The 14,663-nt window shown below is 70.5% G+C and carries 16 protein-coding genes, 1 tRNA gene and 1 pseudogene; 9 read left to right on the forward strand and 9 right to left on the reverse strand.

Annotated features, from left to right (window positions below; genetic code table 11):
- Window positions 1-12: 12 nt before the first annotated feature.
- On the reverse strand, window positions 13-867 hold the full coding sequence (gene pdxY / locus ACZZ98_RS15445) for a pyridoxal kinase PdxY (RefSeq protein WP_463517072.1): 855 nt from the start codon (window positions 865-867) through the stop codon (window positions 13-15).
- 170 nt (window positions 868-1,037) lie between these two features.
- On the opposite strand from pdxY, the gene ACZZ98_RS15450 reads away from it, so the two are divergent.
- Entirely contained in the window at window positions 1,038-2,300 is a 1,263-nt protein-coding gene (locus tag ACZZ98_RS15450; protein WP_463517073.1) for a glutamate-5-semialdehyde dehydrogenase, read from the forward strand.
- A gap of 18 nt (window positions 2,301-2,318) precedes the next feature.
- Here the strand turns inward: ACZZ98_RS15450 and ACZZ98_RS15455 are convergent, their stop codons facing one another.
- A complete protein-coding gene (locus tag ACZZ98_RS15455; protein ID WP_463517074.1) occupies window positions 2,319-3,044 on the reverse strand; it encodes a GAP family protein in 726 nt (241 codons plus the stop codon).
- A gap of 83 nt (window positions 3,045-3,127) precedes the next feature.
- Between ACZZ98_RS15455 and ACZZ98_RS15460 the strand changes: the two genes are divergently transcribed.
- Window positions 3,128-3,742 carry a TetR/AcrR family transcriptional regulator gene (locus ACZZ98_RS15460; protein WP_463517075.1) on the forward strand — a complete coding sequence of 205 codons (615 nt, stop codon included), beginning with the start codon at window positions 3,128-3,130 and terminating at the stop codon, window positions 3,740-3,742.
- Here the strand turns inward: ACZZ98_RS15460 and ACZZ98_RS15465 are convergent.
- Window positions 3,689-4,684 carry a glycosyltransferase family 2 protein gene (locus tag ACZZ98_RS15465; protein ID WP_463517076.1) on the reverse strand — a complete coding sequence of 332 codons (996 nt, stop codon included), beginning with the start codon at window positions 4,682-4,684 and terminating at the stop codon, window positions 3,689-3,691. The genes ACZZ98_RS15460 and ACZZ98_RS15465 overlap by 54 nt on opposite strands.
- Before the next feature lie 519 nt (window positions 4,685-5,203).
- Here ACZZ98_RS15465 and ACZZ98_RS15470 point away from each other — a divergent pair.
- From ACZZ98_RS15470 to ACZZ98_RS15490, 5 genes are all read left to right on the forward strand, one after another.
- Window positions 5,204-5,446 carry a hypothetical protein gene (locus tag ACZZ98_RS15470; protein WP_463517077.1) on the forward strand — a complete coding sequence of 81 codons (243 nt, stop codon included), beginning with the start codon at window positions 5,204-5,206 and terminating at the stop codon, window positions 5,444-5,446.
- Window positions 5,443-6,099 (forward strand): nicotinate-nucleotide adenylyltransferase, encoded by a 657-nt coding sequence (nadD, locus tag ACZZ98_RS15475; RefSeq protein ID WP_463517796.1) that lies wholly within the window; start codon window positions 5,443-5,445, stop codon window positions 6,097-6,099. The genes ACZZ98_RS15470 and nadD overlap by 4 nt, the downstream gene beginning before the upstream one ends.
- Window positions 6,086-6,463, forward strand: a complete 378-nt coding sequence (gene rsfS / locus ACZZ98_RS15480) for a ribosome silencing factor (RefSeq protein ID WP_463517078.1) — start codon at window positions 6,086-6,088, stop codon at window positions 6,461-6,463. The genes nadD and rsfS overlap by 14 nt, the downstream gene beginning before the upstream one ends.
- 1 nt (window position 6,464) lies before the next feature.
- Window positions 6,465-7,145, forward strand: coding sequence for a histidine phosphatase family protein (locus ACZZ98_RS15485; RefSeq protein ID WP_463517079.1), 681 nt, complete (start codon window positions 6,465-6,467; stop codon window positions 7,143-7,145).
- Window positions 7,146-7,222: 77 nt separating this feature from the next.
- Window positions 7,223-7,295 (forward strand) — tRNA-Ala (locus ACZZ98_RS15490).
- 84 nt (window positions 7,296-7,379) lie between these two features.
- Here ACZZ98_RS15490 and ACZZ98_RS15495 read toward each other — a convergent pair.
- The 6 genes and pseudogenes from ACZZ98_RS15495 to ACZZ98_RS15520 all read right to left on the reverse strand — a co-directional run bounded on the left by ACZZ98_RS15495 (window position 7,380) and on the right by ACZZ98_RS15520 (window position 11,793).
- Entirely contained in the window at window positions 7,380-7,637 is a 258-nt protein-coding gene (locus ACZZ98_RS15495; protein ID WP_463517080.1) for a hypothetical protein, read from the reverse strand.
- Window positions 7,638-7,818: 181 nt separating this feature from the next.
- Window positions 7,819-8,565 (reverse strand): annotated as a pseudogene (locus ACZZ98_RS15500) (alcohol dehydrogenase catalytic domain-containing protein); the annotation flags it as partial.
- Complete coding sequence (locus ACZZ98_RS15505; protein ID WP_463517081.1) at window positions 8,562-9,497, reverse strand: SRPBCC family protein; 936 nt, start codon at window positions 9,495-9,497, stop codon at window positions 8,562-8,564. The pseudogene ACZZ98_RS15500 and the gene ACZZ98_RS15505, both read right to left, overlap by 4 nt.
- 76 nt (window positions 9,498-9,573) lie before the next feature.
- Window positions 9,574-10,173 (reverse strand): DNA-3-methyladenine glycosylase I, encoded by a 600-nt coding sequence (locus ACZZ98_RS15510; RefSeq protein WP_463517082.1) that lies wholly within the window; start codon window positions 10,171-10,173, stop codon window positions 9,574-9,576.
- Window positions 10,170-10,655 (reverse strand): hypothetical protein, encoded by a 486-nt coding sequence (locus ACZZ98_RS15515; RefSeq protein ID WP_463517083.1) that lies wholly within the window; start codon window positions 10,653-10,655, stop codon window positions 10,170-10,172. Before ACZZ98_RS15515 ends, ACZZ98_RS15510 begins: the two co-directional genes overlap by 4 nt.
- Before the next feature lies 1 nt (window position 10,656).
- The gene (locus ACZZ98_RS15520) at window positions 10,657-11,793 is read right to left on the reverse strand and encodes a metallophosphoesterase (protein ID WP_463517084.1); all 1,137 of its coding nucleotides are present in this window, start codon (window positions 11,791-11,793) and stop codon (window positions 10,657-10,659) included.
- A 121-nt stretch (window positions 11,794-11,914) separates the two neighbouring features.
- Here ACZZ98_RS15520 and ACZZ98_RS15525 point away from each other — a divergent pair, with 121 nt between their 5' ends.
- Window positions 11,915-13,396: a flavin-containing monooxygenase gene (locus ACZZ98_RS15525; protein ID WP_463517085.1), complete on the forward strand. Its 1,482-nt coding sequence runs from the start codon at window positions 11,915-11,917 to the stop codon at window positions 13,394-13,396.
- 42 nt (window positions 13,397-13,438) lie between these two features.
- Entirely contained in the window at window positions 13,439-14,233 is a 795-nt protein-coding gene (locus tag ACZZ98_RS15530) for a deoxyribonuclease IV (protein ID WP_463517086.1), read from the forward strand.
- Window positions 14,234-14,663 lie beyond the last annotated feature (430 nt).

The following is a 14,663-nucleotide window of genomic DNA, read 5'->3' on the forward strand; positions in this document are numbered from 1 at the left end:
GGTTGTGGCGGGTCAGTGCAGCTGCTCGACCTCGAACTGCATCCGTGGCTCGGCGAGAGCCGCCTGAGCCTGGACCAGCTGCAGCTCGCGCCGGCCCGAGTCGAGCGTGAGCTGCAGCAGGTCGAAGACGCTCGACACCGTGCGGCCCAGGGCCGCACCCGCGTCGCCGCTCTCGAGCAGGTGGGCGGTGAACAGGGCGGCGGTGACGTCGCCGGACCCGTTGGCCTTCATCGGCAGCTGCGGCGTCTGCACGATCCACGCGTGGTCCCCGGCGACGGCGAGCATCTCGATCGTGCCCTCGGGTCGGTCCGGACGGAGCACCGACGTCACGAGCACGGTCGACGGACCCATCTCACGTGCCTTCTCGACCGAGGCGAGCGTGTCGTCCAGCGACTCGGGCTCGGTCTCGGTGAGGTAGCCGAGCTCGAACTGGTTGGGCGTGATGAGGTCGGCCCGGGGCACCACCCGCTCCCGCAGCAGCACCGGGATCGCGGGGTGGACGAAGCAGCCAGACTTCGCGTTGCCCATGACCGGGTCGCAGGCATAGATCGCGGCGGGGTTGGCCGCCTTGACCCGGGTCACGGCGTCGAGGATGACGTCGCCGATCTCCTCGCCGCCCTGGTAGCCCGACAGCACGGCGTCGATCTCGGGCATCGCCTCGCGCTCCTCGATGCCGGTGATCACCTCGCGGACGTCATCGGCGGCGAGCAGCGGGCCGCGCCACGCGCCGTAGCCGGTGTGGTTGCTGAAGTGCACGGTGTTGACCGGCCACACCTCGACGCCGAGGCGCTGCAGCGGGAAGACGGCGGCGCTGTTGCCGACGTGTCCGTAGGCGACCGAGGACTGGATGGAGAGGATCGTCGTCACGCCCGCCATCCTCCCACCTCACGAGCACGTCCTCGAGATGCCGGTATGCCGCCCGCTCACCTCAGCGTCGCCGTTTCCGCCCCGCTTCGGGGGAGTTTCCCCGAAGCGAGCGAGGATCCACGAAGCGAGAGGGCATCGTGGCTGGGAAGCACCCGGCATACGCTGGTCGTATGTCCGCCGCCCCCACCGTCGCCGACCTTGCCGCCAAGGCTCGCACCGCCTCGCGGCGACTGGCCCTGCTCAGCCGGGCCGACAAGGACGCCGCGCTGCGCGCCATCGCCGATGCCCTCGACGCGGCGAGCGCCGACATCGTCGCGGCCAATGCGCAGGACATCGAGCGTGGTCGAACCGGTGGCATGGTCGAGGGGCTCGTCGACCGGCTCACCCTGACGCCGGAGCGGGTGGCCGGTGTCGCCGACGCCGTGCGCGACATCGCCGCGCTGCCCGACCCGGTCGGCGAGGTCGTGCGTGGCTCGACGCTGGCCAACGGGCTGCAGATCCGCCAGGTCCGGGTGCCGATGGGCGTCGTCGGCATGATCTATGAGGCCCGACCCAACGTCACCGTCGACGCCGCAGCGCTCGGGCTCAAGTCAGGCAACGCCGTCATCCTCCGGGGAGGGTCCGCCGCCGAGTCGACCAACCGGACCCTCGTGGCCGTGATGCGCGAGGCGCTCGTGGCGCAGGACCTGCCCGCAGACGCCATCGGGCTCCTCGACGGGGGTCGCGACGCGGTGCGCGCCCTTCTCACCGCCCGGGGCCAGGTCGACCTCATCATCCCGCGCGGGGGAGCGGGTCTCATCCAGACCGTCGTCACCGAGTCGACCGTCCCGGTCATCGAGACCGGCGTCGGCAACTGCCACGTCTACGTCGACGCGGCGGCCGACCTCGACAAGGCGCTCGCGATCACGGTCAACGCCAAGACGCACCGGCCGAGCGTGTGCAACGCGGCGGAGTCGCTGCTCGTCCACGCCTCGCTGACGCAGGAGTTCCTCCCCAAGGTCTTCGCCGAGCTGTCCGGTGCCGGAGTCGTGCTCCACACGGACCCGGCGGCCGGAAGCGCGGCGGAGGCGGCCGGCATACCCCACGTCCCGGCCACGGAGGAGGACTGGGACACCGAGTACCTCGCGCTCGAGATCGCTGTCGCCGTCGTCCCCGACCTCGACGGTGCGCTCGACCACATCCAGGCCCACTCGAGCGGGCACACCGAGGCGATCGTCACCGAGGACCGGGCGGCGGCCCGGCGGTTCACCACCGAGATCGACGCGGCGGCGGTCATGGTCAACGCGTCCACGCGGTTCACCGACGGAGGCGAGTTCGGGTTCGGAGCCGAGATCGGCATCTCGACCCAGAAGCTCCACGCCCGCGGTCCGATGGCCCTGCCCGAGCTGACGACGACGAAGTGGATCGTCGAGGGTGACGGCCAGATCCGCTGACGGGCGAGGTCGGCAACCTCAGCCCAGCGACTGCAGCCGCTGGTAGGCGTCCGTGGCGAGCAGGAAGCCGAGGATGCCGAGGACCCACCCGACCATCTCGTCCTTGCTCCGCTGCAGCCAGGCATTCACGCGCTGGAGCATCGGCGTGACCCTGTCGTGAACCGCCAGGCGCAGGCCGAGCAGGATCAGGGCCGGCACGACCATGACGACGACGTATGCCGCGAGCAGACCCGCGTTGCCGACGAACCCCAGTCCTGCAGTGGTGAGCAGCCCGATGGCTCCGAGGTAGGGCAGCATCGACGCGGCCTCGATGACACCGGCGACGACCGCGACCGTGGTGACGGTCCGCAGGGAGGCTCCATCGCCCACCGCGCGTGAGGTCAGCCGTTCCATCCGCGTGGGGCGTCCCCCGCGTCGTGCCCGGCGGGCCTCACCGCGCTTGCGAGTGAAGCCGAAGCTCGCCAGGAACAGGGTGACTCCGACGACCAGCTGACCGATGAGGAAGGCGCGGGACGTCGTCAGGTCGGTGAGGGAGCCGGTCACATCGCGCACCGCCTCTGCGCCGAGGAGCAGCACCAGGCCGAGGACCCAGTAGAAGGTGGAGATGACCGCGAGGTAGGTCAGCACCGCGGCCCGGCGGACCGTGGGCTGGACGAGCATCCACACGGGCACGCCGAGCGTCCCGAAGCTCGTGCTGTCGACGAGAGCCAGCACGGCCAGTCCACCGAGCACGGTGAGCTCCATCGACGTCCCCTTCTTTTCGCACATCTGCATCAGAACAGGTTCCAGTCAACCACGATCTGGCACACTTGTGCGAAAATGAGCGCGTGCCGAAGATCGTCGACCATGCGCAGCGTCGTGCCGAGCTCGGCTCCGCCGTGCGTCGCGTCGTCGCCCGGGCCGGTGTCGGGGGAGCGACGGTCCGCGCCGTGGCGGCGGAGTCCGGTTGGTCCATGGGGGCGTTGCGCTACTACTTCGCCACCCAGACCGAGCTGCTCGACTTCGCCGTGAACGCGATGCTCGACGACGTCCCCGTGCGCATCCAGAACGTGCTTGCCACCCAGGAGCCCGGGACCGATCGGGCCCAGGCGGTCATCGAGGAGATGCTGCCGCTGGACGCCGACCGACTGGCCGAGGTGCGGGTCTACCTCGCGTTCATGGCGAGGGACCGCACCGACGACGGTCGGCCCGGGTTGGCCGAGCAGACGTGGCACGGCGAGCGGCACGTCTGCGCTCTCGCGGTCGCCGACGTCACTGGGCTGGCGCCCCCGACCGAGATCGGTGTCGTCCCGCGGCCCCTGCTGGCGGCGGTGGACGAGCTGCAGGTCTTCGTCGACGGGCTGAGCTTCCTCGGGGCCACGGTCCCGGCGCAGCTCACCCCCGAGAAGTCACGAGCCCTGCTGCGGGCCCGGCTCGACCTGCTCCACTCGATGGCCCGGTGACTCGAGCGAGTCGTGGGCGACGAAGTAGGTCGGCCGGCCCTGCATCGCGGCATACATGCGCCCGACGTACTCACCCAGGATGCCGAGGGCAAGCAGCTGCACGGCCCCCATCGCAGCCACGATGACCACGGTCGAGGTCCACCCGGGCAGGACGTGACCGAGGACGCGGGCGAACACGGCATACAGGAGGACGCCGAGCGCGGCGAGCCCACCGAGCAGGCCCAGCCACGTCGCGAACCGCAGAGGGGTGAGCGAGAAGCCGGTCACCGAGTCGACGGAGAGGCGGACCATCTTCGCGAGTGGGTACTTCGTCGTTCCGGCGGCCCGGGACTCGCGGGCGTAGCCCACCGTGCCGGACGGGAAGCCCAGCGCCGGCACGACGAAGCGCAGCACCCGGTTGTGGTCGGGGAGGGAGTTGACGGCGTCGACGGTGGCCCGGGACATGAGGCGGTAGTCGCCGGCGTCCTCGGGGGTGTCGATGTTGCCCAGCCGGCGCATGGCCTTGTAGAAGAGTCGGGCGCTGCCGCGCTTGAAGGCCGTGTCGGTCGATCGGTCCTCCCGCACGCCATAGACGACGTCGACAGCCTCCGCGCGGGCGAGACGAAGCATCTGCGGGATGACCTCGGGCGGGTCCTGCAGGTCGGCGTCGAGGGTGACGACGTAGCTCCCGCGGGCACGTTGCAGTCCGGCCGAGATGGCGGCCTGGTGTCCCGCGTTCGCGCGCAGGCGCACGATGCGCAGCTGGGGCCACTCCCGACGCAGGCGTTCGAGGAGCACGGGGGTGCCGTCGGTGCTCCCGTCGTCGACCGCGACGACCTCGTATGCCGTGCCCATCCCGTCCGCGAGCGGGCGCAGCCGGTCGACGAGGAGGGGAAGGACCGCTTCCTCGTTGAACATCGGGATGACGATGCTCAGCGTGAGGTCCGGGACAGGCGCAGGCATGGGGATCAGCGTAGGGGGCGCGGCCGCACCGGTCCCCGACAGACCCTCCGGAATCACCGAAGGCCCCCGACGTATGAGGTCGGGGGCCTTCAGCGACGGGGCTAGCCCTCATTCCTGTGAGCCGGTCGTTCCCGACGGGCAGACCCGTCGAGGGGGCCACACGACAGTGGCGTCGTCCCGGCTGGACCGGGGCGAACTTCGACTCTGGCCGTCGGCCGCGGTGCGCCCCGCGATGTCGCTCGCGGTGTGGGTTGCCCCCCACCCGCCCCCGGTTTCCCGAGGCCGGTGGCACATCCGTTCTCCTTCGACCCGACTTCCACCCGTGCCCGAGGGCCAGGGCGGTTGTTCGTGAGGCCTTGTTTATCGGTCAAAGCCCTTGTGGCGCAAGATGATCGGCGAGTTTCTCGCCCAGCGGTGTCGCCCGCGCGTGTCGTCCACAGGATGAGGCCGCTGCCCACGCTCCCATGCACAGCCCTGTGGACGGCATCGGTGGACAACTGTGGCGGTAGGCTGGCATCCATGACGTCGCACGCCGCCCGTGTCTTTGCCGAGGAAGCCGCCTCGCACGATCTCCCGATGCCCGCGTGGGCCTTCGCCGTGGTCGCGCTGGCCGTCTTTGCGCTTCTGCTCGCGCTCACGTGGGCCTTTCGCGGCAATGCGCAGAAGCACGCGGCGCAGGATGAGCACAACGACCACTCGACCCCTCGGGTGCAGGCGCACGCGCACGGCGGCACGATGCACGACCAACAGGGTGAGCGCTGACTGCATCATCGAGGCGCCGCCTGGGCGTGATGGGTGGGACCTTCGATCCCATCCACCACGGCCACCTCGTGGCTGCCTCCGAGGTGCAGTCCCTCTTCGATCTCGACGAGGTCATCTTCGTGCCGACGGGTCAGCCGTGGCAGAAGGCCGAGCGCACCGTCAGCGAGCCCGAGCACCGATACCTCATGACCGTCGTCGCGACTGCGTCGAACCCGGGCTTCCAGGTGAGCCGCGTCGACGTCGACCGTGAGGGCCCGACCTACACCATCGACACCCTGCGTGACCTCAGGGCACAGCACCCCGACGACGAGCTGTTCTTCATCACCGGCGCCGACGCCCTCGCCCAGATCCTGTCGTGGAAGGACATCGACGAGCTCTGGGAGCTGGCGCACTTCATCGGGGTCACTCGTCCCGGCTACGAGCTGTCCGAGTCCGGACTTCCGCAGGACCGTGTCACCCTTCAGGAGGTGCCGGCCATGGCCATCAGCTCCACCGACTGCCGCGACCGGGTCGCCGACGGCGAGCCGGTCTGGTACCTCGTGCCGGACGGCGTCGTCCAGTACATCAACAAACACCATCTGTATGCCGCGGCGCAGGATGCGTCGTCCGACGCACCGTCCGCAGCACCCAAGGAGTCTCGTGCCCGCCACTGACCGATCCCTCGAGCTGGCTCGCGCCGCCGCCCACGCGGCCGCCGAGAAGCTCGCCACCACCATCGTCGGCATCGACGTGAGCGAACAGCTCGCGATCACCGACATCTTCGTCATCGTCTCGGCCGAGTCCGAGCGCCAGGTCGGCGCCGTCGTCGACGAGGTCGAGGACTCGCTGCGCGCCATGGGCTCCAAGCCGGTGCGCCGTGAGGGCCAGCGCGATGGTCGTTGGGTGCTCATCGACTTCGGCGACATCGTCGTCCACGTCCAGCACGACGACGAGCGCGAGTTCTATGAGCTCGAGCGCCTCTGGAAGGACTGCCCCGAGGTCGACCTCGGCGCCGTGGGCACGGAGCAGCGGGCCTGAGGTGACCCCGGGCCTGAACGCCGCCGTGACGGCAGTCGGTGCACCACGCCGCCTCATCGTGCTCCGCCACGGCGAGACCGGGCACAACGCTGCGGGGGTGTGGCAGGGGCAGCTCGACTCGCCGCTGTCCGAGCGAGGACTGGCGCAGGCCGAAGCCGCGGCCGAGGCCCTGGCAGCCTTCGCGCCCGTGCGCGTCGTCGCCTCAGACCTGTCCCGAGCGACGGTGACGGGCGAGACGGTCGCGCGGGTGGACGGCATACCCATCTCGACCGACGAGCGCTTCCGTGAGATCCACGCCGGCGCCTGGCAGGGACTCACCGGCGACCAGGTCCGCGAGGGCTATCCCGAGGACATGGACCGGCTGCTGCGGGGCGAGGACTTCAGACGAGGCGGTCATGGCGAGTCGGTCGCCGACGTCGCCGTGAGGTGCCGCGCCGGGGTGGACGACCTCCTGGCCGAGCTGGCGTCGGGGGAGTGTGCGGTCATCGCCACCCACGGTGTGGCCGGTCGCGCGCTCGCGGCCGACCTCGTCGGCATCGACCAGCGCACCTCGTGGATCGCGCTTGCCGGGCTGGGCAACTGCCACTGGGCCGAGCTCGTGGAGGGCCGCGCGGGGTGGCGGATCCAGACGTGGAACCAGTCGGCGCAGACCGCGCCGGCGCGTCACCCCGGGGTCGCCTGACCCCGATTTGGTTGCGGAGCAGAGCGCGTCGTAAACTTCCGCAGTCGCCTTCGGGGGACGTCCCACCGGGGCAGCTCGGGGCATTGGCGCAGTTGGTAGCGCGCTTCCATGGCATGGAAGAGGTCAGGAGTTCGAATCTCCTATGCTCCACAGCACGACAAGAGGACCGGACGCATTCTGCGTCCGGTCCTCTTCGTTCGTCCAGGTGCTGCCCGGCCCGCCCGTTCCGCCCGGTCAGGGGTTGAGGATGACCTTGGTGCAGCTGTCCGCCTTGTGCTTGAACAGGTCGTAGCCCTTGGGCGCGTCCTCGAGCGGCAGGTGGTGGCTGATCATGAAGGTCGGGTCGATCTCGCCGCTGCGGACGCGACCGTGGAGCTCCTTGATGTAGCGGTGCACGTGAGCCTGACCGGTCCGCACCGTCACCGACCTGTTCATCAGCGACCCGAGCGGGAACTTGTCGACGAAGCCGCCGTAGACGCCGACGATCGACACGGTGCCGCCGTTGGCGACAGACAGGATGGCCTCCCGCAGCGCCTGCGGCCGCTCGGTGGAGAAGCTTGGCGAGCTGCTTGGCCTTGTCGTAGTAGTGCACGGCCGTGAGGTCGGTGTGGGCCTCCATGCCGACCGCGTCGATGACCCGGTCCGGCCCGCGTCCGCCGGTGAGCTCTCGCAGCTCCTCGAGCACCGAGGTCTCCTCGTAGTTGACGGGGTGCGCGCCGGTGTGGTCCTGCGCCATGGCCAGCCGTTCGGGGACGCGGTCGATGACGATGACCTTGGCCGCACCCATCAGGGTGGCGCTAAGGCACGCGATCAGTCCCACCGGACCGGCGCCCCAGACCGCCACGACGTCGCCCGGCTGGATGTCGCACATGTCAGCCGCCATCCACCCGGTCGGCAGGACGTCGGTGAGGAGCAGCACCTGGTCATCGGTGAGGTCGTCCTCGACCTTGAGGGGTCCGACGTCGGCGAAGGGCACCCGGACGAACTCGGCCTGCCCGCCGGCGTAGCCGCCGAGCATGTGGGAGTAGCCGAAGATCCCTGCGGGAGAGTGGCCCATGACCTTCTCGGCCGCCCCGGCATTGGGGTTGGAGTTCTCGCACAGCGACGACAGCCCGCGTTGGCACGAGTGGCAGCCGCCGCAGGCGATGGGGAAGGGCACGACGACACGGTCCCCCACCCGCAGCCCGTTCCCGTTGCTGGAGACGCCCCTGCCGAGCTCGACCACCTCGCCCATGAACTCGTGCCCGAAGATGTCACCGGGCTCCACGGTCGGGACGTAGCCGTCGTAGAGGTGCAGGTCGGAGCCGCAGATCGCGGTGGAGGTGACCTTGACGATGGCGTCGCGGTCGTTCATCAGCTGCGGGTCGGGGACGTCCTTGACGGCCACCTTGGTGGGTCCCTGCCAGACAAGGGCTCTCATCGCCGTCCGCCTTTCCTGAGGGCTCGCGCAGGTCGTTGCAGGAGCTGCTTCCCGGCTCGGGTGCCGTGGGGCAGGCCGTCGGAGCGGACGACCTCGCCCGTCTCCATCACCTGCTTGAACCGGCGCAGGTCGTCACGCACCTGCTGCTCCGGCTCCTCACCGAGGAGCCTCGCGGCGGCGCGGCCGGGCAGCCCTCCGGGGACGTCGTAGTGCAGGACGACCTTGACCTCGGTGCCGCGGTCGCCGGGGGCGGGCGAGAAGTGCACCGTCCCGGAGTTGTCGACGTCGGCGCCTTCAAGGGACTTCCAGGCCAACCGGCGCCCGACGTCCTCACCGGTGATCTCGGCGTCCCAGGACACCGAGGTGCCGGCAGGGCCCTTGGCCACCCAGTGGCTGGTGCCGCCACCGTTCTCGGAGACGGACTCGAGGTGGCCCATGAACGAGGGCAGGTGGCCGAGGTCGCGCCAGAAGGCGTAGACCTCCTCGGGCGTGCGGTTGACGGTGATGGACGCCTGCAGTCCCAGCGGTCCCGGCCGGCCAGAGCCGTGCTGCGAGCGGGCGGTGCGCACGGCGGCATACCCGTCGACGGCGGCGATGCCGAGGACGGCGGCGGTCGCGACGGTCAACCTGGATCGTCGGGTGCTCGAGCGTCTGCTCCAGGCATGCCCCAGGACCGCCACGTCCATGGCGTCACCGGCGACCCGTGTCCACACCGCCTTGCGGGGGCCGAGGAGGAGCAACCCGGCCTGGAGGAGCTCGCGGGCCCCCACCGCGCGGATCACCATGGGGGCACTCGCCGCGTCGTCGACGCCGACCCTGCGCGCCACGTCGTCCGGGCGCCACACCATCGGCACCCCCAGTCCTGCGCTGGCCAGGCCCAGGCCACGTACCAGTCGGTCCATCCCGCGTTCCGGACTCTGCGTGCTCTTCATATGCCCCCCTTACCCCTGCGCACGCATCCCATTCATCACCACCGGGGTCATCGATCCGGCGGGCGTGGTCCTGGGGTCAGTGCGGCCAGACGCCCGACGTGCCCCGACGGTGCGAGTCGAGGAGGTGCGTGTCGACGATGCCGAGCGCCTCCATGAGCGCAAACATCGTCGTCGGTCCGACGAACGCAAAACCCTTGCGCTTCAGCCCCTTGGACAGGGCCACCGACTCGGGTGAGGTCGTGGGCACGTCCGCGAACGTCCGGGGGCGCGGCGTCTGCGTGGGCCGGAACGACCACACGTATGCCGCGAGGTCACCTTCGGGGTCCGTGCGCAGCTCCAGCGTGGCCCGGGCGTTCTGGATCGTCGCGAGGATCTTGGCCCGGTTGCGGACGATGCCGGCGTCACCCATGAGCCGCTCGACGTCGTCGTCGCCGAACTCGGCGACGGCCTCGGGGGAGAAGCCCGCGAACGCCTCGCGGAAGGCAGGTCGCTTGCGCAGGATCGTCGCCCACGACAGCCCGGACTGGAACGCCTCGAGCGAGAGCCGCTCGAAGACACCGCGCTCGTCTCGCACCGGCATACCCCACTCGGTGTCGTAGTAGTCGCGGAGCATCGGGTCCACGGACGCCCACACCGGACGGGACAGGCCGTCCTCACCGACGACGACCTCGCTCACGCGATGTCCTGGCGAGCGGCCACGACGGCCTCGACGAACTCGTGCGGGTCCTCGAGCGAGACGCCGAGGCGACCGCGGCGGTGCACGACCGTCGCCATCGGGCCCCCGACGCGGTAGGCCCACTTGCCCCGGCCCTCCCACCGCACGCCCCAGCCGTAGCCGAAGCCGTTGACGTGGTCCCCGGCACCGACGTCGGTGACGTCCTCCATCCGGATCCGTCGTGAGGCGAGGGGATGGGCGACATGGATGTCCCGGTCGGTCACGCTGACGGTCACGGTGCCCCGGGCGATGAGCCAACCGAGGGCGCCGAACCCGAGGATGACGACGAGGCCCAGCGCGACGGACCAGCCACCGAGGGCAGCGACGAGCAGCCCGGCGACCACACCGACACCGGTGACGAGAGCACCGACGACGACGAGGGGCCTCCCGGGGCGGGCGACGGACCGGTACCTCGGTGCTCCCGGCGAGGTCGCGCTCGGCATCTCAGCCCTTCCTCAGGGTGATGAGCGGAATCTCGGGAGCAGCGGCCACCCGCACGGGTGGACCCCATGTGCCGGCACCCCGGCTCGTGATCACCGGGACGCCGTCGACCACCGCGAAGCCCTCGACCATCGGCTGCTGCAGGGGCACGACCAGCTCGCCGGGCCAGACCTGGCCACCGTGCGTGTGACCGGACAGCTGCAGGTCGACACCGAGATCCTGCGACACCTCAGCCATCCGCGGTTGGTGCGCCACATAGAGGGTGAACGCGTCGGACGTGCCCGCGAGTGCCCGCTCGGGGTCAGGGGCGAAGTCGCCCGTGCCCTCGTGGTCGTGCACTCCGGCGATGCGGATGGTTGCGCCCTCGCGGGTGAGCACCTGCGAGGCGTTCGCGAGGACGGTGATGCCCAGGCGCTCCCACTCGGCGACCCATTCGGCGGTGGAACCGGTGTAGATCTCGTGGTTGCCCGTGACCGCGAAGACCCCCAGGGGAGCCTCGAGGTCCGCGAGGGGGGCGATCTCGGCGCGGTGCCGGTCGAAGGGTGCGTCCACGACGTCGCCGGAGAGGACGATGAGGTCTGGCGCGGCCGCGTTGACCCGGTCGACGACCTCCTGGGCGAAGTCGGCCCCGTGCACGACGCCCGCGTGGAGGTCGGTGACGAGTGCGACGGTCGTGCCGTCGAACGCCTGCGGCAGCTCCGTCGCCGTGTGGGTCGTCCGGCTGATCGTGGGGTCGGCTGCCGACACCACGCCGTATGCCGTCGTGCCCAGTGCCGCTGCCAGTGCCACCACGGCGACCACCCGGTTGAACCGGCGCAGCACGGTGGCCCGGCGCTCGTGGGGCGTGACGAGCCACGCGAGCAGGGCGAGCAGCTGGCCGGCCGCCATGGTCAGGACGAGATAGAGGGCGACGACGAGCCAGGTCAGCGCCACCCAGGCCACGGGCCGGGTGTCCTCAGCCGTGCCCCATCGGAGACCGCCTGCGACGGTGACGACGGAGAGAACCGTCAGCGCCACGACGAGGGCGGTCCCGGCATACCTCCACCGCGTCCGCCAACCGGGCGCGACGACGAGCCGACGGTGCAACCAGAAGGTGAGCAGGCCGACGAGTGTCGCAGCGACGAGGGCGAAGAGGGGCACGCAGGGGTCCTCATGCTTGACGGTGGTCGTGATGGAGGCCTCATGCTTTCACGGTGCAGGGACCGGCCCCCTCGTGGTCTCATGGGGGCTCCGTCTCGCCGCCCACCAGGGAGTCCCCTCGATGAAGAGCCTCCACGTCGACGTCCTCGTCGTCGGTGCCGGGCTCTCCGGCGTGGGCGCGGCGTGTCGGCTCACGCAGCTGAACCCCGACCGCTCGTTCGCGATCCTGGAGTCGCGCGAGGTCAGTGGTGGGACGTGGGACCTCTTCCGGTATCCCGGGATCAGGTCCGACTCGGACGTGTTCACGTTCAGCTACCCGTTCCGGCCGTGGACCGGGACCGACGTGCTCGCGTCAGGGGAGGCGATCCGGAGCTACATCCGCGACACCGCCCGCGAGTTCGGCGTCGAGGACCGGATCCACTACGGCCAGCGCGTCATCGCCGCGGCGTGGTCCTCGGGCACCGGTCGCTGGACGGTGAAGTCCGAGACGGTCGACGGGCTCATCGAGCACACCGCCCAGTTCCTCCACGTCTGCACCGGCTACTTCTCCTACGACACAGGTCACGTCGTCGACTTCCCCGGGCGGGCGACGTTCGACGGCCCGGTCATCCACCCGCAGTTCTGGCCCGAGGCGTTCGACCCGGCGGGCAAGCGCATCGTGGTCATCGGCTCCGGCGCCACGGCGGTGACGCTCGTGCCGGCGCTCGCGGACCAGGGCGCCACCCACGTGACGATGCTCCAGCGCAGTCCCGGCTATGTCCTGCCGCTCCCGGACGAGGACGCCGTGGGCAACGGGCTGCATCGGCTCCTGCCGACCCGGGCGGCGCACCGCGCGATCAGGGCCAGGAACGTCGTCCAGAACGTCGGCCTCTACGAGCTCAGCCAGCGCTTCCCGGGCGTGGTCCGGTGGGGCATCGCGCGGCTCAACGCGCGCTTCGTCGGCGAGCAGGCCGTGCGCGAGCACTTCACCCCGGCCTACGACCCGTGGGACCAGCGCATGTGTGTGGTCCCGGGCGGCGACTTCCTCGCGGCCATCCGGGACGGCGCGGCCTCCGTTGTGACGGACAGGGTGGAGGCGTTCACCCGCACCGGTATCCGGCTCGCGGGCGGCGAGGAGCTCGAGGCGGACGCCGTCATCACCGCCACGGGCCTGCGGGTCGAGGTCGCCGGCGGCATCACCTTCACCCTGGACGGTGCGAGCTTCGCCCCGCACGAGCGCTACCTCTACAAGGGCGCGATGTTCGGTGGGGTGCCCAACCTCGCGGTGTGCCTGGGCTACACCAACAACTCCTGGACCTTGCGCGCCGACCTCACGGCGCGGTTCGTCTGCGCAGTCCTGGCCCGGATGGCGGCGACGGGCGCGGCCACCGCCACGCCCCGGCTCGAGGAGGGGATCGAGGACGGCAGCCCACCGTTCGGGCTGACGTCGGGTTACCTCGAGCGCTCCCGGCACCTCTTCCCGAAGCAGGGCACGACGAAGCCCTGGACAGTGCGGCAGAACTACTTCCACGACCTGCGCCTCATGTCGTCGCGCCGGGTCGACGACGGGGTCCTCGAGTTCGAGCCGCTGATGGCGCGACCGCCGGTCGTGGTGGGACTCTGACGTCCGGCCCCGCTGACACCGGTCGTTCCTAGACTGGTCGTCATGAGCCTCACCATCGGTGCCCACGTCGACCAGACCGACCCGCTCGCCGAAGCCGCGGAGCGCGGCACGACGCTGGTCCAGTTCTTCCTCGGTGACCCGCAGGGATACAAGGGACCGGAGATCCGGTATGCCGGGGGAGCCGCCGGTCTGCGCGCGGACGCCGAGGCGGCCGGAGTGGCGTTGTACGTCCACGCCCCCTACGTCATCAACGTCGCGACGACGAACAACCGGATCAGGATCCCGTCGCGCAAGCTCCTCCAGCAGCACGTCGACGCCGCGGCGGACATCGGGGCCAAGGGCCTCATCGTGCACGGGGGCCACGTCGGCAAGACCGATGACCCGGCTGTCGGGTTCGACAACTGGCGCAAGGCCATCGACGCGACCGACCTCAAGGTGCCACTCCTCCTCGAGAACACCGCCGGTGGCGACAACGCCATGGCCCGCTACCTCGAGCGCATCGCCGGGGTGTGGGACGCCATCGGCTCCGCATCGCAGTCCGACCGGGTCGGCTTCTGCCTCGACACCTGCCACGCCCACGCGGGCGGCAACAAGCTCGATACCGTCGTGGACGACGTCCTCGCGATCACCGGGCGCATCGACCTCGTCCACTGCAACGACAGCCGCGACGCCTTCGACTCGGGCGCCGACCGGCACGCCAACTTCGGGTCGGGACAGATCGACGCCGACCTGCTCGCGGGAGTGGTGCGCTCGGCCGGCGCCCCGGTGGTCTGCGAGACGCCCGGTGGCGCTGCGGAGCACCAGGCCGACTTCGCGTGGCTGCGCGAGCGCCTCTGACGAGGACGTGGGTCGGCGGGGGCGCCAGCCAAGGCCTGTTCCGCTGTGCCACAACGGTTTTCGGTATGCCGCACGCCGCCTCTGCCCGTTGCGTGGGAGCCGATTTGTGTTCTGGACCAGACGTCATCTACTGTTCTCGACGTCAGCCCGACAGGGAGGAACGGACACCACGGTGTGAGGCTCAGCGCCAAGCACGACGTAGGCCGGTCCCGGGGTAGACCCCAACAGCTCGACACGATGAAAGAGTCGTGAAGGACGTGGCCCTCCGGGACCGCGGTTGGGAGCGTCATCCAGCCAAGATCGCCGGGAACGGCCGGTTTCGGAAGTGGCCGCAAGGCTGCTAGGATGGACAACCCACGAAGACCCAGGTGTGTTCAGGTCCGGGCCGTGAAGGTGTGCGGTGTTTGGATTTGACGCCCAAGTGTGGCCG

The sequence above is a fragment of the Knoellia sp. AC549 genome, from assembly GCF_979258975.1.

What these genes read in the sequence shown, in the direction of transcription:
- ACZZ98_RS15515 (WP_463517083.1), bottom strand. Translation starts at nt 10,655, where the DNA reads ATGCCGAGCGCGACCTCGCCGGGAGCACCGAGGTACCGGTCCGTCGCC.
- ACZZ98_RS15455 (WP_463517074.1), bottom strand. Translation starts at nt 3,044, where the DNA reads ATGGAGCTCACCGTGCTCGGTGGACTGGCCGTGCTGGCTCTCGTCGAC.
- ACZZ98_RS15530 (WP_463517086.1), top strand. Translation starts at nt 13,439, where the DNA reads ATGAGCCTCACCATCGGTGCCCACGTCGACCAGACCGACCCGCTCGCC.
- ACZZ98_RS15505 (WP_463517081.1), bottom strand. Translation starts at nt 9,497, where the DNA reads ATGAAGAGCACGCAGAGTCCGGAACGCGGGATGGACCGACTGGTACGT.
- ACZZ98_RS15465 (WP_463517076.1), bottom strand. Translation starts at nt 4,684, where the DNA reads ATGCCTGCGCCTGTCCCGGACCTCACGCTGAGCATCGTCATCCCGATG.
- ACZZ98_RS15470 (WP_463517077.1), top strand. Translation starts at nt 5,204, where the DNA reads ATGACGTCGCACGCCGCCCGTGTCTTTGCCGAGGAAGCCGCCTCGCAC.
- ACZZ98_RS15525 (WP_463517085.1), top strand. Translation starts at nt 11,915, where the DNA reads ATGAAGAGCCTCCACGTCGACGTCCTCGTCGTCGGTGCCGGGCTCTCC.
- ACZZ98_RS15450 (WP_463517073.1), top strand. Translation starts at nt 1,038, where the DNA reads ATGTCCGCCGCCCCCACCGTCGCCGACCTTGCCGCCAAGGCTCGCACC.